The sequence below is a fragment of the Pseudomonas sp. PS01299 genome, from assembly GCF_029960145.1.
In the GTDB taxonomy this organism is placed as follows: domain Bacteria; phylum Pseudomonadota; class Gammaproteobacteria; order Pseudomonadales; family Pseudomonadaceae; genus Aquipseudomonas; species Aquipseudomonas putida_A.
The window spans coordinates 1-19,264 of sequence record NZ_JASCPO010000108.1 but is presented as its reverse complement, the minus strand read 5'-3'; the positions used below and the strand labels follow the sequence as shown (position 1 = coordinate 19,264).

The window sequence follows — 19,264 nt, the reverse complement described above, 5'->3', positions numbered from 1 at the left end:
CGTCAGCGGTGAATGGTTGTCGGCTGCGCCGCCATTCGCGAGCAAGCTCGCTCCCACAGTCGACCGCATTCCCCCTGTGGGAGCGGGCTTGCTCGCGAAGGCGTCGCCCCAGACAACAAAGATTACGGGGCTGACTTCACAAATCGCTTTGCCGCCAAAAAGCCGACCGTACACGCCACAGCCGTAGCAAACGTCCCCCACGCCCAATCTAGCAAACTCACCTGCACCGACCACCCGCGCAATGTCGCCCAATTGGTCAGGTCATACGTGCCATACGCCACCAGCCCCAGCAGCGCGCCCATCTTTGCCGCACGTTGCCAGCTCTGTGCCGGCAAGACCACAAACAGCACGCAGCCAAAAACATACAGACAATAAAAAACCGCTGCCGGAACCAGCAGCGGTTTTTCGAGCATCAGCGAACCGAGCAGTTCGCGGTAGGTTGGCGCCATCAGCACGCCGAGCCAGATACCGTCGAGCAACAGAAACGCCAGCAGAGTGGCGATATAAGCAAGCAACGGCTTTTTCATTTACCCGACCTCAAGTGACCCCATGCAACATGGGCCCCGGAAGGCTCAGGTTAGTTCAATGCGATCGGCATGAATGACGATCTTGCCTTCCTTGTACAGCGAACCGATGGCCTTCTTGAAGTTGCCCTTGCTGACACCGAACAGACTGCTGATCAACGCCGGATCGCTCTTGTCGCTGACGGCCAGCGTGCCATTGTTTTCACGCAACTTGGCGAGGATCTTCGAGCTCAGGCTGCTCGCCGCTTCCTGGCCAACCGGTTGCAGGCTGAGGCTGATCTTGCCGTCGGCGCGCACTTCCTTGATGAAACCCTTCTCGCGCATGCCGGAACGCATGAACTTGAAGATCTCATTCTTGTGGATCAAGCCCCAGTGCTTGTTGTTGATGATCGCCTTGAAGCCCATGTCGGTGGCTTCGGCCACCAGCAGATCAACTTCCTGACCGGCGCTGTAGTTGGCCGGGGTCTTGTCGAGATAGCGATCCAGACGTGCGGTGGCGGTGATGCGGCGGGTGTGTTTGTCGAGATAGACGTGCACCACGCAATATTCACCAGCGGTCATCTGCCGCTTCTCTTCGGAATACGGCAGCAACAGATCCTTCGGCAAGCCCCAGTCGAGGAACACACCGATGCTGTTGATTTCAACAACTTTCAGACTGGCAAACTCGCCGACCTGAACTTTTGGTTTTTCAGTGGTAGCGATAAGTTTGTCATCGCTGTCCAGATAAATAAAAACGTTGAGCCAGTCTTCATCTTCGCTGGGAATATCTTTAGGGATATAACGGTTGGGCAAAAGAATTTCGCCGTCGGCACCGCCGTCCAGATATAAACCGAAGTTAGTGTGTTTAACCACTTGCAAACTGTTGTAACGCCCGACTAAAGCCATTTTCCAAAACCCTCATTGCGTGGGCGGCATTCTACCCGGTTTTGCCGGTTTCGTTCGCTGGGTGTGCAACCCGTCCGGAAAAATCCACGGGACACCTTGATTTTCCTGGGTCTCGCACGGTCGGGCTGCCACTCGTCTGACCAGCGCAGCACCGGCCGCGCCATTTCGCGCAGGATGTTTTCACTGATGGCAAATAAATGTTCTTATTTAAAACAGTGGCTTAGGTGGATATTTCGAATAATTAATCGAGAATAATCCACCCACGCACTCAGTTATTCCCGGGGATATTTATCAAGCAATTGTCAAGTTATTCCTGTACGATGCCTGGCCGAGTTACTTTTCTACAGGTTAATGGCCGCCATGCGTGTAAAAGCATCCACCAGCAAAGCAAAGCCAGCTCCAGCCGTTGAAACCAGCGAATCGATCAACGATCAGATCGCAGCGTTCCTCAAGTCCGGCGGCGAAATCCAGCAAATTGCCAAAGGCGTCAGCGGCCAGACGTTCGGTCCGTCCAAGCAGATCAGCCTGGGCAAGAAGTAACACCCGGTAATACACCCGTCCTGAGACGCTTTGAGCTTCGAAGCGTCTGGACTGGCACCCGCGTTACACCCTCCTTCTGTTTAATCAAATCCTTTGAAAATCGACGAACGGCCATCATTGCCGAGCATTCGCCGGTATCCTTGCACGCGTCTGGATCAAGCGTTTCAGCAGGCCAAGCCCTGCCCTCGCTGTTCATGGAGTGACGCATGCTCAAATCAACTTTCTGTTTATTGTTTGTGGGCCTTATGGCCTGCTCATCGGCGCACGCGCAGATTTTCCAGCGCGAGCTCGGCGACTTCGACCTCAAACTCGGCACCACGCCCAGCCGCAGCATGGCCCAAGGGCTGGTCAAACCGGCGGCAGTCGGCTCGTTCCACGGTGGCCTCGATCTGAGCCACGACAGCGGCCTGTATGTCGGCCAGTATGCACCGAGCATGGGCCTGACCCCGGGCAAGAATCTGGAAATCGACTCCTACGTCGGTTTCAAACAACCTTTCGATCAGACCCTCGGCTACGAAGTCGGGATGATCCATTACAGCTATCCCAAAGTAGACACCCTCGACAGCCAGGAGCTGTTCGGCGGCCTGACCCTGCTCGGCAGCCGCTTCGGTGTGGCCGTCAGCAACGACCCGGACAAACAGAACAACACGCTGTTCGCCGACCTCGGCGGCAATCAGCCGTTCGGCATCGGGATCAGCATGAAATACACCACCCACCAACTGAACACGCCGGTGTCGGTGGACGGTGGTTATGTCAGCAGTTTTACCGACTGGTCGGTGAAATTTTCCCGGCCGTTCATGGGCGTCGATCTCGATCTGATCTACAGCAATTCCAACCTCAGCGGCAGCGAATGCTCGGCGTACTCGGGACACAACAGTCAGTGTGACGGCCTGGTGACGCTCAAGGCCGAACGCGCGTTCTATTGATCGGCTGAACTGCCGGGAGCTTCCTGCGTTCACATGAGAATCAGACGTCAGGCTCTCGCAAGGATTCGCTCATGTCTCGCTGGTTCAAACACCTCGCCACCCTGCTGATCTTCACCCTCGCCCTCGGCGCCTGCAGCCGCGTCGGCCTGGCCTACCGCAATCTCGACGTGATCATTCCATGGACGCTTGGCGACTATCTGGACATGACCAGCGAGCAAAAAGACTGGTTCAACGATCGCCTCAAGGAGCACCTGAACTGGCACTGCACCACGCAATTGCCGGGCTACCTCGACTGGCTGGATCGCTTGCAGGCAATGGTCGAAAGCAATCAGGTGACCGACGCTGCGCTGCAAGCACGAACCGAGGAAGCGAAAAAAGCCATTGCCGAAACTGCACGGCAGATCACACCGTCGGCCATCGAGCTGCTGCAAGGGCTGGACGACAAGCAAGTCGCCGAGATGAACGATGCGTTTGCCAAGGATCTGCGCAAACGGGAAAAGGAATACGTCAAACCGCCACTGGCGCAGCAGATCGCCGAGCGCGGCGCGCGCATGGACAAGCGCCTGACCGATTGGCTTGGCCCGTTGAGCGCCACTCAGGAACAACGGGTGATGGCCTGGTCGACCGCGCTGGGCGATCAGAACACTCAATGGATCGCCAACCGCGCACATTGGCAGCAACAGTTCAGTAACGCCGTTGCCCAGCGTAAAAGTGCCGAATTCCCACAACGAATCGAGACACTTCTGGTCAACCGCGAGCGTTTATGGACAGCGGATTACCAGAAGGCCTACGCCAACACCGAAGCGCAAGCGCGCTCGCTGGCGGTGGATTTGATGGCCGAAAGTACGCCGCAGCAGCGTCAGCGGTTGCTGAAGAAAATCGAAGGGGTGCGTAAAGACTTCAATGACCTGAAGTGCCTGAAAGCTGCACAGAAACCTTAGTAGGATTCCAATCCAATGTGGGAGCGGGCTTGCTAGCGAATGCAGTGGGTCATTCACCATCTATGTGCCTGATACAGCGCATTCGCGAGCAAGCCCGCTCCCATAAAAGGCTATCAGGCAATCTGCGCTTTGGAAGCCACCTCATCAAACGTCGCCTCATCCAGCGCATCTTCCTGCTCGTCCAGCACCTGCCGCGGATGATCATTTCCGGGAATGCTGCTGTCGATCAGGCTCAGCAGACTTGATCCGCGTGGCGTCAGAATGAAATTGCTGCCGGTACTGCCCATATGATCCGGGCGCGGTTCGATAAATCCACGATCAAGCAACAAGCCTTCATATTCGCAGGCCACCGTTTTCAGGTGATCCAGATTCTCGATTGGCTCGCCTGCACTGGCTTTCTGCGCCGCATAGTCCTCGGCATATTTTCGCGGCGCGAAACTTTCGCCTGCACTGTTCTGCACTTCATGCAGCAAGCGTTCAATCAAATCCCAGTTATAAGTCGTCATCCTGATTCAACCTCCGGTGCGCGTGATTTGGGGCGCTGTCATAGGTTGTGACCCGGACGCATCGCAGCCGTTCAGCGGCATTTTCCGCAGCGACCGACCGGCGGTCTGTCGAATTGATCGAGGGTTAAACGACTAGTCTGACAAAGACGGTTTCAACCCCCGCAGGAGAAATCATCATGAACGTCGAGAATCATCCGGTGGTATCGCGCGAAGAATGGCTCGCTGCGCGCAAACAACATCTGGCCGACGAAAAGGCCTTCACCAAGGAACGCGACCGCCTCAGCGCCCAGCGCCGCGCGTTGCCCTGGGTCAAAGTCGACAAGGACTATCAATTTCAAGGCCCAAACGGCGAACTGAAACTGGCCGACCTGTTCGGCAAGCACAGCCAGTTGATCGTTTACCATTTCATGTTCGCCAAGGACTGGGAGGAAGGCTGTCAGGGCTGCTCGTTCCTGTCCGACCACATCGACGGCGCCAATTTGCACCTGGCCCACCACGACATCGCCATGGTCGCGGTCTCCCACGCCCCGTTTGAACAGTTCCAGGCCTTCAAGCGGCGTATGGGCTGGAAATTCGACTGGGTGTCGTCAGACGGTTCCGATTTCAACTACGACTCTGGTGTTTGCGCCCGCGCTGAAGATGTTGCTGCAGGTAAGGCTACGTACAACTACGAAAAGACTGACAGTGCCGAGGAAGAAATGCCCGGCCTGAGCGTGTTTTATCGTGATGCAAAGGGCGACATTTTCCACACCTACTCAACTTATGCCCGCGGTCTGGACATGCTGGTCGGCGCCTACAACTACCTTGACCTCACGCCCAAGGGCAGGAATGAGGACGAGATCATGGAGTGGGTGCGGCATCATGATCGGTATGAAAATGAAAAAGCCTCGAGTTGCTGCCACCAGAGATAATCAGCAAATCAAAGGAAAGGCAGCGGCCGGCAATACCGCCCGCTGCATCCTGGATGCCTGGAATACGCATCATCGTTTAGTAGTCGAATTTCGTTTTGACTTGTTCGCCTTCGCGATAAGACAGAACAAAGGATATCCATGGCTCGCCGCGAGCAACCGCATTCGCGTGTAATTTTTCTACAAGCGCATAGATTTTCGAATGGTTGAAATCAGTCTCAGCGTCCCAGATTTCTGAACCATTTTTTTCAACGGCGAGGTCTGCCTCCATATAGTTACCACCCCACTCAACGCTGTATCGAAAGGCGTCATAACCGTGAACAATTCCGCCTTCAACCAGCTGAAAAATTGCTTTGACGATTTCAAAGTCTTCAGTAATCACTCTATTTCCTGCGGAAAGGGTCTTTCATTATTCGGGACACGACAGACCGAACTTTCAATGGAGAACCGGAAGTAAACCCACTCTGCCCGTCGTATGCTTACCACGCTCATTCGCCGCGTTGATCTGATCTGCATACGCCGACACGTCGAGCCCGAGACTGATCATTGATCTGATCGATTCCAATGCGGCGTAAATTACACTGCCATTACGTGAAGTCACCTTAAGCAATAAGGCCAGTGCTCTTTTATCCGGGGAATCCCCCAACATTTCACACACCCGTAACACCCAAAAATCGCTCCTGCTGTCTACAACCGAGAAGAGTTCCAGCCAATCAGTATCAGAGAAGCGATCCAGCATCTCGGAGGCGCTGACAATGGCGACGTCAGACCAATAGTCCCTTGGATGCTCCTCATCAGCAAATAAATCTATCAACTTATCAAACTTAATAAACATCGTTGCTGTACTCAATGACTGCAGAAGCATCCCCCGCCCTCTCTGAAGAAAGAAGCGTAAAACGGGGGACAGACTACGTTTTCGCAGTACTTTCTAAACGTGGTCTGTCCCCATTTACGTTGAATTTTGCGCCACCTCCGCGAGGTGGGGAGGCCAGATGATTCTCAGATTTATTATAAATCCGTCCCCTTTTCAGTAGGCTTGTGGGGATCTCTCAGAATCCATCCTCTTTTCCTGCCTTTTTCTGAAAAAATGCAATTCACACCTCTAAACAAATAAGATCAAGGGCAACCTTCAACTTCCTTCGCGCCCTTTTCGATAATTTCTTATCATTATAACTTTCAATCGATCGCACTTCGACCAAAGGGCCACCCGGCATTGTTTTGGCTGAACGCGGAACTTCAATAATTGCTACCCGACCGACATCAATAAGCACCCAATAAATATCCTCGGCCTGTTCGGGAACCCAGTCCAAGATGAACGCAACATTAACTTCTGGAAACTTCTCCTGCATTATCCTCAACAGTGCAGAGTTTTCCTCCCCGGAAAACAGTGCCTCCTTGGACCCTAGCAGCTCCCTTTTAATTTCCTCATCAAAAATCATTCAAGCACTCCCGGAAACGCTGTAACCAAGTTCCCAAATTTGTCGGTCATTACGGTCATTATAGATGTGCTTTTACCATCATTGAATTTATCTGTCCCAATCTCTCTACCAACATTGACTTCTCGTACATATCGGTCGCCCTGCTTACTTTCAACAATTCTCGTAATAGGCGTATTTATTACTGTTTTGCTCTGTAGAAGCGTACGAATCTCCTTTTCGCTGATAGAGAATTGGCTAGCATTCGACTTACCTGAAAGGTGGCGAGAAATCAAATGATCCATGCCGGAATTTTTCAGGTTGACGCGTGATTTCACTCGACCCGGAATGACAGGTAATGATGGCCCTTTATCGATTTCTACTCGCGGCTTACTGGGTCCTGGGCTGCCACTTACACCCAGAATTCTTCCACCAGTCTTGATGCCGAAGCCTGTGACCCCATCCAGAACAGCCCCAAGAAGGAACTTGGTAGCCATCACATAGGGGTCTCCCTTCAGCGCAGAGTCAGGATTCGTCTTATCACTCTGGTGAAGGTACTTCATGTATTCCAGTTCGCGACCGGTCACGGCGGCCGCCAACTTGATAGCCGCGGTCTCCATAGCCTCATCGTATTGCTCTTTGACCAAGCCTTTAAGCGCGCTCGCCGTAACACTCACGACTAGCTTGAACGGGCCCATCAAAGCCTGCATCGATAGTGAGATGGCCATAAGCTGTTCTGGGGGAATCTTGCCCGCTAGTGTCAACGCCGTTACAACCGGGGCAAGTAGTGCCTCACCCGCATTTCGAGGAAGGTTACTGATGCCCGTTTCACCGATTTCAAGAACCTCTCCCAGCCTCCAGTTATCCTGTTGATTTACCTTGCACGTTTTGTTTTCGATGCAGTCTTTCAACTTGCCATCGTAGGCTGCGGCTTGAGCCTCAAAATCGACTAGAGCCTGAACAATTTTAGGATCAAGGGTTTCCAGTAACTCTGGGTCAAGTCCGGCACGAACCAGGTTCTTGGTTATCGTGAGCGCGCGCTTCTCTCCAAACTTCTCAATGAAATTTTTCGAAACATCATCGGCATTTACGTGCTGTGCCTGAATATCATTCCAGACATTATCTATGGAGCCCAAAATCAGGGCTATCTGAGCTGCTTGATCCTTTTGATTCTTGGTAAAGTCAGTAACGCTCTTTTCCCACTTATCGAGCGTTGCAACAGGGTGTCTTACTGCATCAATTGAACTACTGCTGACATACAGATCCGTACGATGCTCTTCATCCTTGGTGACCTCGTAAGCCTTATTCACATCCCGATTCAGCCCGGCCGTGGAATCCTGTCCGGTGACCTTGTCGTTGCGTACGATGATCTGGCCCGCGCCGACGGTGGCATTGAGGGTTTGCTCACGATCTTTGTCGTATTTGTAGCCTTCCACCGCCCAGCTTTTCTTGGCGTCCCCCTCCATGCCCTTGTTGGGCTTATCGGCTTGGGCGTCACCGCCCGGGCTATAACTGCCGCTGACATTGAGGTAGTAACCGTGCTCGTTGTCCTTGCCGGTGATGTTGCGATAGCCGAGGGTTCCGGTGTCGAGCTTCAGGTTGCCGTTATCAGCCGTGATGACCGCACCGTCCAACTGGGTGTGGTCCTGTGTGCGGATGTCGACATTGCTCTTGCCATTGATGACCGTCTGGTTTTCGACCCAATTGGTTTTACCGGTGGTTTTGCCATAGCCAACGGAACCGCTCGCTCCATAGAAAGAGCCGGTAATACTCAAGTCGAGTTCTTTTCCGCTGACCTTGCCGGTGTTCGGGACCGACGTTACGGTGAGGTTTCGACCGACATCGCCGATGACTTCATCACCACGCAGCGTGGCGCCCGCAATGTTGGTGTCACCCTTGCTCTCGAAACTCAACTTGTTGCCGGCATACAGATAGGCTTCCTGCTGCTTGACACCCTCACGGTTGAGGTCACCGATCCCCACATTCGCCGAGCCATAGATGCCGAAACCTTGCTGGCCAAAGATGATGCCGCCCTCGGCCCCCCAGCTGCGTCGATCATTCGAGCTGCTGTAGGCATTCTGTGAAGACAGAATGTTCAGGTCGTTACCGGCCTTGAGCTTGATGTCACGCTCTGCGGTGACCTGGGTACCCACCAGTGTCAGATCGTTTTTTGCATCCAGATTGATGCTGCCGCCAGCATTCAACTGAGCGGTCGTCGAATTCCCCTGCGCGGACTCGCCTACGTTACCGGCGTTGCTGACCCCTACACCGAGTTTGAAGCCGCCGGTGGTGCCGCCTTTCACGCCACCTTTGCTTTGGGTCGAATGATCCTCGGTGTTCTCGGAACCGTGAGCCACATCGAACCGGATGTCTTTGCCCTTGACGTTGATGTCGCGACCGGCATTGAACTGGCTGCCACTCACATTGACGTTGTTCCCTGCATCAACGGTAATGTCGCCTCCCGCCGACAATGTCGACGGACGTTGAGTCACCGAAGTCTGCGTGCTGCTGGAACTGACGCTAGAAGCACCGGCATGTCCGTCAAACTTCGGCCCGCTGAAGAATTGATCCAGGGTGTCGACCGACTTCAGCACGCTGGAGCCCTTGCTGACCCCGTCCTCACCCTTGCCCGTGCCTTTGAGGCCGTCAATGGTATTGCCGATGTTGTAGGCAACCGTCGTGGTCGTCCCGTTGCGTTTCACGCTGTCACGAATGGTGACTTCGCTGGCTTCTTCCTTGGCATCGATATTGATGTCGCGGTCGGCCTTGAGCCGGATGTTGTTTCCCGCCGTAAAATCGGAGCCTTGCTGGTTGATGTCACGACCGGCATTTACATTGAGGTTCATCCCGGCATCGATGGAGCTACCGGCAGCGGTGTAGCCACTGCTGTCGACACCGTGTTTGATCGTCTCGTTACCGACAAACGTAGTGAATCCATTGTTGTCGATGGTCTGTTTGATGCCGTAGCTCTTATCGGTTTTCCACTCATTGCTGCGTTGTTTATCGATCGACGCGACAACGTTGACATCGCGTCCGGCGTCAAGCGAAGCGTTGTTATCGGCACTGATGCCGCTGCCGATGATGTTGATGTCACGGGCTGCGTCGAGAATTGCATCGTGACCGGCATTGACCTGACTACCGACACTGTTGGAGCTGATGACCTCGCGCCCGTTTTTGTGCGATGCATTGAGGGTGATGTCAGCTCCTGCACCCGGCGTACCCGCGAATAGACCGATGGTGTCCTTGAGCGACAGGCCCAGTTTTTTCTTGTACTCCTCGGCTCGGCTGTAGGCCTGATCGTCGGCTGACGACAGGGTGATGTCGCCTTCCTTGTCCACCAGCCCCGCGTGCAGCTCGGCATCGTTATCGGCATTGATCTGGCTGGCGTTCAGACGCACGTCGCGTCCAGCCAGCACCACGGCGTCGTGGCCAGCATTGAGTTCGCTGCCAATCTGGGTGACGGTGGTCTGCAGCTGGCTCTTTCCGCTGCTGGACATGCCGAACAGACCGGTCTTGGTTTTCTTACTGTAGTTGCCCGCCTCTTCAGTGGCAGAAAGCACGGACACGTCTTTAGTCGCCCCCACTACCAGATCATTGCCAGCTTTCAATTGGCTGCCAATGATGGTTACGTTGCGTCCACCATCGAGAGTGACAGCGCCATCGTTGTCCTTCGAGGTGTTGACGGTCAGGTCGTGGCCCGCCTCGATCACCGAAGCGACGTTCTCGCTTTCATAGCTTTGGCGCTCGGTCGTCTTGCTGCGCCCGAACGAGCCGTTTTTCTTCTTGTAGTAATAGGACGAACTCTCGTCCTTTGCGGAGGCAACAGTAATGTCCTGCACCGCATCGAGGCTGACATCTTCCGTAGCCTTGATCCGACTGGCGATGATGCCCAGATCGTTACCCGCGTTCAGCGCGATATCGCGTCCGGCGTTCAGTAAGGATGCTTGTTGAGTGATGCTGTGGGTTTCGTTCGCGCGCTTCTTGCTGCGCGATACGTAGTCACTCTCGTCGGCGGCCGAAGTGATGACAATGTCATGGCCTGCGGTTGCAGCGAGATCCCGCTTGGCATCCAGCCGACTGGCCACAACCGCCACATCCCGATCGGCACTGATCGACAGATCGCGCCCTGATGTCACTTCAGCCCCATGCTGGGTAATTGTCTGATCGAGGTAGCTGCCGCCCCGCGCATTGGTGCTGCGATCCTGAACCGAGGTGATGTTCACATCGCGATCGGCATCGAGCGTCATGTCCCCACCGCTTTTCAGCACACCGCCAATGTTGTTGATGTCTTTGCCGGACTTGATCGTCAGATCATTGGCCGCTTCGATTCGCGCGGCGTTGTCCAGGTAGTCGCGGTGGAACACGTTGCCACCGCGATTGACATCGACACTGGTCACGTCACGCTGGTTGATCACGCTGCCGTTGGTGGCTGTGAGGCTGACGTCCTTGCCGGAAATGATGCCGCCGGATTTGTTGATGATGTCGTTGCCGGCCTTGAGTGTCAGGCGCTCGCCCGCTTCGATCAGACCGGTGTTGGTAAGGTTGTTACCGGCTTCGGCCGACAGGTTGTTGGAGGCTCGCAGCGTACCGGCGTTATTCAGGTCGCCACCGGCGATCAGGGTCACGTCACCGCCCTGGATCAATGCACCGTTAGGCGCCAGGCGGTTGTTGGCCTGGGCCAGGTACAACACCGGCACCAGCACTTTCTCACCGTTCACTTCGTGCTCTTCGAGCCAGACGATGTCGTGGGTCAGTGCCGCCACTTGTTGCGCGGTCAGGGTGACGCCCACCGACAGGTTGAGCTGATCCTTGCTGGCGATGGCGTTGTTCATCAGGTACTTGAACATGCCTTCGTCGGAGGTCTGTCCGTCGATGAAGCGCTGGCCGGTGCGGGCCACCACGGCCTGCTGCACCATGCGTTGTTCAAACAGTCCGTCGCCCAGGCGCTTGGCGCTGGTGTCGGGGTCGTAGCCGAGCTTGCCCAACAGATAGTCCGAGCTCATGAACTGCTTGAGGTTGGTCAGCGCCGGGTTGGTTTCGATCAGATATTTGTGCGGGTTGGAGCGCACGCTGGTATCGGGTAGGGCCTGCACGCGTGGAACGTCGAAAGAAACGTTGCCACGAGGGGGCATCAGCACACCAACCGGCCCGTCACCGGCAGCGGCATTGACGTTGATGACAGCCGTCTTGTCGTTGAGATTCAGCGAAGGACGGCTGGCCAATGCCAGCTCACGATTCTTCACCGAGACTGGATCGTTTTTATCGAACTGGAGGTCTGTTGCATGCCTGACCGGCATGCCGCCCGCATGTGTCGAGGGTGCGGCCGTGATGGAGCCGATCGTCCAGTCCTTGCCGGCTACGAGCGTTTGCTCGCTGCCGTCCTTGCGGCTGAGGCGGAACAGACCGTTGTCGCCGGTCGGCAGGGTGAAGCCCGGCAAGGCCAGTGGGTTGACCTGTTGTTGGGCGAGGTCTGGAGGAAGCTGGGCGTTGATACGGATGACTGTCGGGGTGACTTGACCCGCCAGTTGCGTGGAGCCCAGGCGAGACGCTCCGCCGGCAGCGGCGTTACCGTTGCGAACGACGCCGTTGTCCAGTTTGTTGGTCGCGTTGATGTAGACGGTGCCGCCGGCCTGAACGACTGCGTTGGCATTGGCCGTCGGGCTGCTTTCGGTAATCTTCGTGTCGAAGGGGACCGCGTTCTTGATTATGGCCGGGGCTTCAGCGCGCACGCCCGAGTCATAGCTTGGCGCAGCGTAACGCAGTTTCCCGGAATCGTATTCGATAGCGATCGAGCCAAACAGAAGGTATCTGATCGCCTCACGACCACCCTGACGCCCTCCTATTCGGGTGAGCGATTCGACGTTATTCATGTCCCAGGTGTGAATATTGGGAACCATCCTGATCTTCCCGTTCACAACACCTGTTTGCCCCGAATCGTAATCCGGATCGTTCGCGGCGTTGTAATTCAGGACGTCCTGCCAGAAGTTCCAGCCCCTGCTGGCCTTGGGTGCATCAATCCAACGCGTGATGGTGTAATCCCCGACAGTGGCCCCTTGGTTGGTGAAGTTCTGGACGTTGAATGTCATATCCCGGCCGGCGCTGACGACCGACGCGTTATTAATGAATTCGCGACCGTTCCCTGTCAGGTTGCGCCCGGCGGTCAATGTGCCCGATGCCGAATCCTTGACGATGGTGGAATGGTATTTTTCTTCCCAGACCAGGTGGCTGGGCAGGCGACTCTCGAAATTGATGCCACTGAACGAGGTACACGTCGTGCATCGAACACCAATTGTTCCCGAAACGAGTCCTCCACCTGCGGCGACCTCGAACACATCCTTGCGGTTCTCGATGTGATCCGCCGCCAGACTCAGATCACCCACGCTTTCAATGGTCGCTGAAACGTTGTTGATCGACGAACTCCAGCCGTTGCTGTCATCCCGGGCAATGCTGATGTTGCCGATGCCATAAATGTCGGCATAGCGGTTGGTCAGCGTGCCGACGCGCAAGGCCATGTCGCCGCCACTGAAAATCAGACCGTTCTGGTTAAGCAGTGAATCGGTGTTGACGCGCAGATAGCCGGCACTGCCCAGCGTTCCGTTGTTGGTCAGCGCTGCGGCATTGACGGTCAGGCTGTCTGCCGACGTCAGTCGCCCGAGGTTAGTCAGGCTGCCGCGACTGGTGATCGTCGCGGTTGTCGCCCCAGTGATGCTGGCCGCGCTGCTCAGGTCGATCCCGGACGCGGCGAGGCCAAGATTGCCCACACTGCTCAGCCGACCGTTGCCGCCATAAGTGCCGCTCAACTGGATATCGAAATTGCCACTGCTGGCAATCAATCCGTCATTGTTCCAATTGCCGCCACGTCCAATCAACTGATTGGAAGCAAGCAACTGGCCGCTTGCAGTCTGCACAAAATTGCCGACATTGACGGTCAACCGCCCCGCCTGAATCACACTGCTGTTAGTCCAGCTGTCCGCGTTCAGCGTCAGGCCGCCGAGGGTCACCAGCGAGCCGCCGGCGTTCATGACGTTGGCGGTCGAGATGCCGAATTCGCCGACGCCGACATGGGTGATCGAGCCGCCGGCATTGAGCAGGCTCGGCGTGGCGAGATTGAAGTCGTTGTTGGCGGTTTCCACCAGACCGTTGCGGTTATCGAACTGGCTGCCGATCTGGAAATCGGTTTTGCCGCCAGCGCCCAGTGCGCGCAGTTTGCCGCCCTGGTTGTCGAGGTTGGCGGCGCGAATCGTCAGTGTGCCAGCGCTTTCGATCAGGCCGCTGCGGTTGCTGAGGTTGCCGTTGACGCCCAGGTCGATGCCATTGCCGCTGATCTGGCCGGCGTTGTTGCTCATCGAGCCGGCGGTGGCTTTCACCTGCCCCCGGGCGTAGATCCCGCCGCCGCTGTTGTCGAGCGTGCCGACACCGGCATCGAGCAGGATGTCACCGCTGTTGGCGGCGATACGCCCGCCGTCGCTGTAGATACCACCGAGTGCGCGCAGGTCGAGGCGGCTGCCTTCGATCTTGCCGCCCTGGCCGTTGCGCAACACACCGGTCAGGCGGGTCTGCAGCAAACCCTTGAGGCTCGACAGCACACCGCCACGGCTGTCGAGGCTGGCGGCGGTGAGGGTCAGGTCGCCGTTCTGGGCGATGATCTTGCCGCCCTGGTTGTCGATGGCGCCGCTGCCCGCATTCACGGTCAGTGCTGTCATGCTTTGCACAGCGCCCTTGGCGTTGTTCAGCGCCGCAGCGGTGAGGTTCACCCCGGCATCGCGGCTGGAGATCAGGCCATCGGTGTCGTTGTGCAGAGTGCCGCCAGCGGTGAGATCCAGTTGGCTGTTGGCCGACACGGTGCCGCTTTGGCTGTTGTTCAGATCACCGCTGGTGAGCAGGTTCAGCAAGGTCTGGCTGATCAGTTGCCCGCCGCGGTTGTCGACACTGGCGGAACGCTTGATCAGCAGTGGGCCGCTGCTGCCCAGCGCACCATTGACGTTGGTCAGGGCACCGAGCAGGTCGAGGCTGACGCTGTCATCGCCAACGAGGCTGCCATTGCTGTTGTTCAGGTGCGTGCCGGTGAAGGTCAGGGCTTTTTTCGCAGTGACTCTGCCGCCGCTGTTGTCCAGCGATGCGGCGCGGACGTCCAGCGCGTCACCGCTCTCGATCAAGCCGCCGGAAGCATTGCTGAGCGTGCCGCCAGTCAGGGCCAGCGTCTGTTTGCCGCCACTGCTGACCGTGCCGTTGCTGTTATCGAGGCTGGCCGCTTTGATACTCACTTCGCCCTTCGCGCCCACGCCACCTTTGCTGTGGTTGGTGAGCGCACCACTGAGGTCGATGCTGGTGTTGCCGAGCAGACTGGAAACACTGCCTTGCTGACTGTTGTCGAGGGTGCCGCCGGTGACGCTCACGCCGTTCCAGCCGGAGACCAGACCACCCTGGTTTTTCAGCTCGGCAGCGGTCAGAGTCAGTTGATCGTTGCTGATCAGGTTGCCGCCACGGTTGTCCAGGCTGTTGCCTTTCAAACTGAAGCTGTTGACGCTGGAAATCTCGCCCTTCTGGTTATTCAGATTGCGCAGCGTATCGATGCTCAACACGCCTTTGCTGTTGATCACGCCGTTCTGGTTATTGAGGTCACGCAGGTGGGCGATGCTTAGCAAACCCTTGCTGCTGATCAGGCCGTCCTGGTTATTCAGATCCTGTGCGGTGGCGCCCAGATCGATCGCCACGCCCGCAACACCCACCAGCGTGCCGCCCTGATTATTCAGGCCGGTGCTGTTGAGGGTCAGTTGTTGCGCGGCCTTGATGCTGCCCTTGTTCTGGTTGTTCAGCAGGCCATCGACCTTGACGTCGATATCGCTGTCACTGAGCAAAACACCTTCGCCGCTGTTATCCAGACTCGCCGCGCGAACCTGCAGCGCCGCCGCCGCGATCTTGCCTTTGATCGAGGTCAGCGCGTTGTCGATCTGCAGGGTGAGTTTCTGATTGCTCAGCAGTTGGCCGCCGCTGTTATCCAATGACTTGGCGAGCAGTTCGAAAGCCTGCTCGCTGGAAATCTCGCCGCCACGGTTGTTTACGTCAGCCAGATTCTTCAACAACAACTGACCCGGTGCACTGATGACGCCGCCCTGGTTGTTCAACGCGCCGCCGTTCAGATCGACGCTGACATCAGCATTGCTGCTGAACAGCTTGCCACCCTGCTGATCCAGACCACGAACATTGGCCGCCAGCGAATTGGCCGCGCCGAGACTGCCGGCGATGTTGGTCACCTGGCCGGCCGTGATGTGCAGTTGATCGGCGGAGTAAATGCTGGCCTGGCTGTTGTTGAGGTCGCCGGTGGTGATGCTCAGTTTGCCTTTGCCACTGATCACGCCTTTTTGCTGATTATCCAGCGCGCTGCTGTTGAGCGTCAGGTCGGTGTCGGTCAGCAGTTTGCCGCCCTGGTTACTGACGGCGCCACGGGTGTCGATGGTCAGCGCTTTAGCGCTGGAGACCGTGCCGGCCTTGTTGTCGAGGCTGTCGGCGTTGATCGCCAGAGCCCCTTCACCGACGACACTGCCTTGCGCATTGTTCAGACCCGCAGAGAGGTTGATTGCGATATCTTTCTGGCTGGTCAGACGTCCGCTGTTTTCCAGTGTCTTGCCGGTCAGCGTCAGCCCGCTGTCACCGGACAGCAGCCCCTTGTTGCGGTTGATGACGTCATTGACCGTCAGCGCCAGATTGCCGCCGGCGAGCATGTAACCGCTGTCGCTGTTGTCGAGCCAGGCGCCGATCAGGCTCACATCGGCCTTGCTCGACAGTTCGCCGCTGCGGTTGTCGACACGGTCGACGCTGAGCTTCAGCGCTTTTGTTGAACCGATGAGGCCTTCCTGACGGTTATCCAGACTGGCGGCGGTAATCGTCAGGCCGTTGTCGGCGATGACCACACCGTTCTGGTTATCGAACATTCCGGTGACGCTGAAATCGACATCACCCCGCACGCGAATGTCGCCGCTGTTGTTGTTCAAACTGGCGCTGCGACTGTCGAGGCTGGCGGAAGCAATCACCCCTTTGACGTTGCTCAGGGCGCGGTCGATGACGAGGCTGAGCTTTTCATTGCTGAGCAATTTGCCGCCGTCGTTGTTCAGGCTTTGCGCATTGAGGCTCCAGGCCTTGGCAGCGGAAATTTCACCGACGCTGTTGTCGACGTCCTTGAGGTTTTTCAGCAGCAACTGGCCCGGCGTATGAATATTGCCGCGCTGGTTGTTGAGCAGGCCGTTGTTCATGTCCAGGGTCAGGTCGCTGTTGCTGAACAGCTCGCCGCCGTCTTGTTCCAGCGAGGTCAGCGAAGCCTGAAGTTTCTGCTGGCTACCGATGGTGCCCCCGGAGTTGTCCAGGTGCCCGGCGATCAACAACAACGAGCCATCGGTGGCGATACTGCCGCTCTGACGGTTCTTCAACTCGCCGGTAGTCAGGGTCGAATCGGCCTTGGCGCTGATGATGCCGTTGGCGCTGTTATCCAGGCTGCCACTTTTGAAGGTCAGGCCTTTCTGCGAGACGATCAGGCCGCCCTGGCTGAGTACCTCACCGGTGGCGGTCAGCGCCATTGCTTCAAGGCTCGACAGTTTGCCCAGACGGTTGTCGAGGCTGCCGGCAGTAAGGGTCATCTGCCCTTCGCTGCTGATCAGGCCTTGCTGGTTGTCCATGGCCTCGTCGAAGGTCAGCCCGAGCGTGTTCTGGCTGACAATGCGCCCGCCAACGTTGCTCAGGCCGATGCCGCTGAGGGTGCTCGCGCCTTTGCTGAAAATCAGGCCGTTAGTGGCGTTGATGATCTGCGCGACTTTCAGCGCCAGCGTGGTGTCGGACAGCACCTTGCCACCGTCGCTGTTGTCCAGACGCGAACCGTTGATGTGCAAATCCAGCTGGCTGGACAGTGTGCTGGCGCGGTTGTCGATCTGCTCGACGTTGACGGTCAGGGTTTTGAGCGAGCCAACGAGGCTGTCCTGATGGCTGTTGAGGGTTTTCCCGGTCAGCAGCAGATTGCCTTCGGCGACCAGTTCACCGCCCTGCTGGTTCAGGCTGTCGATGTTGGCGTCGACATCGCCCTTGCCGGAAATCCGTCCGCCATCATTGATGACTGCCTTGGCTTTGAGGCTCAACAGGCCGGTCGAGGTCAGCAGGCCGCCATTGCTGTTGTTCAGCGTGTTGCCGTCGAAGGTCAGCGCCGTCTTGCTTTCGAGGCGACCCTTGTCGCGGTTGTCCAGGGTGTCGATCAGTAACTTCGCCGCTTGGTCGGCGCGAATCGTCCCGCCACGGTTGTCGGTGTTGGCGCTGCTGACGGTCAGGGTGTCGAGACTGGAAATCTTGCCGGCGCGGTTATCCAGGCGCGTGGCTTGCAGGTCCATCGCTGCGTTGGCCTGGATCAGGCCTTTGTTCTGGTTGTCCAGGCGATCGCTGATGCGCGTGGTCAGCGTGCCTTCACTGGTCAACTGGCCTTGCTGGCTATTGTCGAATTGCTGTGCGCGCAGGGTCAGCGCTTGTCTGGCGCCGATCCGGCCGCCGTTGCTGTTGTTGATCGCGCCGAGGGCGGTGATGTCGAGCAACTGCCCGGCGCTCATCACGCCGGCGACGTTATCCAGCGAAGTGACCGTCAGCACTGCGTCGGTCTGGCCGCTGAGTTCGCCATTGCGGTTGATCAATTGACCGATGTTGCCGGTCAGTCTGGTCTGGCTGTTGATCACGCCTTTGTTGTTCAGCACTTGAGCGGCATTCAGGTTCATCGTGCCGCCGCTCAGTACGCGCCCGCTATTGCGGTTGTCCAGGGTGCCCGCCGTGATCGCCGTGGTTTGTCCGCTGAGGGTGCCGCCCTGGTTGCTCAGGGTTTGCGCAGTGCTGACTGTCAGATTGCGGCCGGCGATGAGGCTTTTGCCAGTGTTGTCGAGGTTTTGCGCACTCAGGCTCAGATCACCGTTGGCGTTACGGCTGCCGTCGGCGTTGACCCCGGCCTCGATGACTCCGGCGTTGGTCAGCTGACCGCTGGCACTGAGGTTGATACTGTCGCGGGCAGCCAGGGTCTGGCGGTTGGTCAGATTGCCTTGGGTCTGCACGTTCAATGTCGTGCCGGCATAGACTGGGCCGCGCGCATCAAGGCTGGCCGCCTTGACGTTGACCGCGCCAGTGGCCGAGGTATCAACCAGGCTCAATTGACCATTGGCATCAAGCTGAATATCGCCACCGCTGGCGATCAGTTTACCGTCGAGCTTCACGCCGACCCCGGCCTCGGTGCCGACCAGTTTGATCGCCCCGGCATACATCCCGCCCAGCGCCGAGGAGTCAATCGCCAGTTGCGGTTTGGCGCTGCCGTCATCGGCGCGGGCCGTGACGTTCAAGGTCTGTGCGTTAACGTCGTTGCGCCCGGCAACGATGGTCAGGTTCTGCGCCTGGATTTCGGCATTGATCTTCGCGCTACGGGTGATGATTTCGAAGCGGTCGACGTTGGTCGCGTTAAGCCCGGCGCCTTCAATGGCCACAGAACCCTGATCAACCTGAAAACGATCCAGCCGCCCCGCGCCATCCAGCACCGGTTTGCCGGTGGTCAGCGTCACGCGCGGCGCGTTGATGAAGCCGCAACCATTACAGGTGATGCCATACGGGT

11 protein-coding genes are annotated in these 19,264 nt (G+C 57.2%); 4 read left to right on the top strand and 7 right to left on the bottom strand.

Translation table 11 applies throughout. The features are described from left to right. Positions 1-122: 122 nt before the first annotated feature. Together QMX91_RS18675 and QMX91_RS18670 are read right to left on the bottom strand one after the other, a co-directional pair. Positions 123-527, bottom strand: a complete 405-nt coding sequence (locus QMX91_RS18675; protein WP_027614567.1) for a DUF2177 family protein — start codon at positions 525-527, stop codon at positions 123-125. 45 nt (positions 528-572) lie between these two features. Continuing rightward, positions 573-1,409 carry a S1-like domain-containing RNA-binding protein gene (locus tag QMX91_RS18670; protein ID WP_027614566.1) on the bottom strand — a complete coding sequence of 279 codons (837 nt, stop codon included), beginning with the start codon at positions 1,407-1,409 and terminating at the stop codon, positions 573-575. Between the two features lie 351 nt (positions 1,410-1,760). On the opposite strand from QMX91_RS18670, the gene QMX91_RS18665 reads away from it, so the two are divergent. The 3 genes from QMX91_RS18665 (at position 1,761) to QMX91_RS18655 (ending at position 3,816) form a co-directional block, all read left to right on the top strand. Next, entirely contained in the window at positions 1,761-1,949 is a 189-nt protein-coding gene (locus tag QMX91_RS18665; RefSeq protein ID WP_016985943.1) for a hypothetical protein, read from the top strand. 206 nt (positions 1,950-2,155) lie between these two features. Further along, positions 2,156-2,875, top strand: a complete 720-nt coding sequence (locus tag QMX91_RS18660; RefSeq protein WP_096797476.1) for a TorF family putative porin — start codon at positions 2,156-2,158, stop codon at positions 2,873-2,875. A 71-nt stretch (positions 2,876-2,946) separates the two neighbouring features. After that, the gene (locus tag QMX91_RS18655; RefSeq protein WP_282413169.1) at positions 2,947-3,816 is read left to right on the top strand and encodes a DUF6279 family lipoprotein; all 870 of its coding nucleotides are present in this window, start codon (positions 2,947-2,949) and stop codon (positions 3,814-3,816) included. A gap of 113 nt (positions 3,817-3,929) precedes the next feature. Here the strand turns inward: QMX91_RS18655 and QMX91_RS18650 are convergent, their stop codons facing one another. Then, a complete protein-coding gene (locus tag QMX91_RS18650; protein WP_096797478.1) occupies positions 3,930-4,322 on the bottom strand; it encodes a transcriptional regulator in 393 nt (130 codons plus the stop codon). A 176-nt stretch (positions 4,323-4,498) separates the two neighbouring features. On the opposite strand from QMX91_RS18650, the gene QMX91_RS18645 reads away from it, so the two are divergent. After that, a complete protein-coding gene (locus tag QMX91_RS18645) occupies positions 4,499-5,233 on the top strand; it encodes a thioredoxin family protein (RefSeq protein ID WP_282413168.1) in 735 nt (244 codons plus the stop codon). A gap of 76 nt (positions 5,234-5,309) precedes the next feature. Here QMX91_RS18645 and QMX91_RS18640 read toward each other — a convergent pair whose 3' ends face one another. From QMX91_RS18640 to QMX91_RS18625, 4 genes are all read right to left on the bottom strand, one after another. Next, positions 5,310-5,612 carry a hypothetical protein gene (locus tag QMX91_RS18640; RefSeq protein ID WP_098967738.1) on the bottom strand — a complete coding sequence of 101 codons (303 nt, stop codon included), beginning with the start codon at positions 5,610-5,612 and terminating at the stop codon, positions 5,310-5,312. 54 nt (positions 5,613-5,666) lie between these two features. Beyond that, complete coding sequence (locus QMX91_RS18635) at positions 5,667-6,095, bottom strand: hypothetical protein (RefSeq protein ID WP_127646219.1); 429 nt, start codon at positions 6,093-6,095, stop codon at positions 5,667-5,669. Positions 6,096-6,324: 229 nt separating this feature from the next. Further along, a complete protein-coding gene (locus QMX91_RS18630; protein ID WP_098967734.1) occupies positions 6,325-6,669 on the bottom strand; it encodes a hypothetical protein in 345 nt (114 codons plus the stop codon). Beyond that, a complete protein-coding gene (locus tag QMX91_RS18625) occupies positions 6,666-19,253 on the bottom strand; it encodes a hemagglutinin repeat-containing protein (RefSeq protein ID WP_349016836.1) in 12,588 nt (4,195 codons plus the stop codon). The genes QMX91_RS18630 and QMX91_RS18625 overlap by 4 nt, the downstream gene beginning before the upstream one ends. Positions 19,254-19,264: the final 11 nt, after the last annotated feature.

Bases quoted from the DNA above. Each gene is read 5' to 3' on its own strand.
- QMX91_RS18675 (WP_027614567.1), bottom strand. From the start codon at position 527: ATGAAAAAGCCGTTGCTTGCTTATATCGCCACTCTGCTGGCGTTTCTG.
- QMX91_RS18670 (WP_027614566.1), bottom strand. From the start codon at position 1,409: ATGGCTTTAGTCGGGCGTTACAACAGTTTGCAAGTGGTTAAACACACT.
- QMX91_RS18665 (WP_016985943.1), top strand. From the start codon at position 1,761: ATGGCCGCCATGCGTGTAAAAGCATCCACCAGCAAAGCAAAGCCAGCT.
- QMX91_RS18660 (WP_096797476.1), top strand. From the start codon at position 2,156: ATGCTCAAATCAACTTTCTGTTTATTGTTTGTGGGCCTTATGGCCTGC.
- QMX91_RS18655 (WP_282413169.1), top strand. From the start codon at position 2,947: ATGTCTCGCTGGTTCAAACACCTCGCCACCCTGCTGATCTTCACCCTC.
- QMX91_RS18650 (WP_096797478.1), bottom strand. From the start codon at position 4,322: ATGACGACTTATAACTGGGATTTGATTGAACGCTTGCTGCATGAAGTG.
- QMX91_RS18645 (WP_282413168.1), top strand. From the start codon at position 4,499: ATGAACGTCGAGAATCATCCGGTGGTATCGCGCGAAGAATGGCTCGCT.
- QMX91_RS18635 (WP_127646219.1), bottom strand. From the start codon at position 6,095: ATGCTTCTGCAGTCATTGAGTACAGCAACGATGTTTATTAAGTTTGAT.
- QMX91_RS18630 (WP_098967734.1), bottom strand. From the start codon at position 6,669: ATGATTTTTGATGAGGAAATTAAAAGGGAGCTGCTAGGGTCCAAGGAG.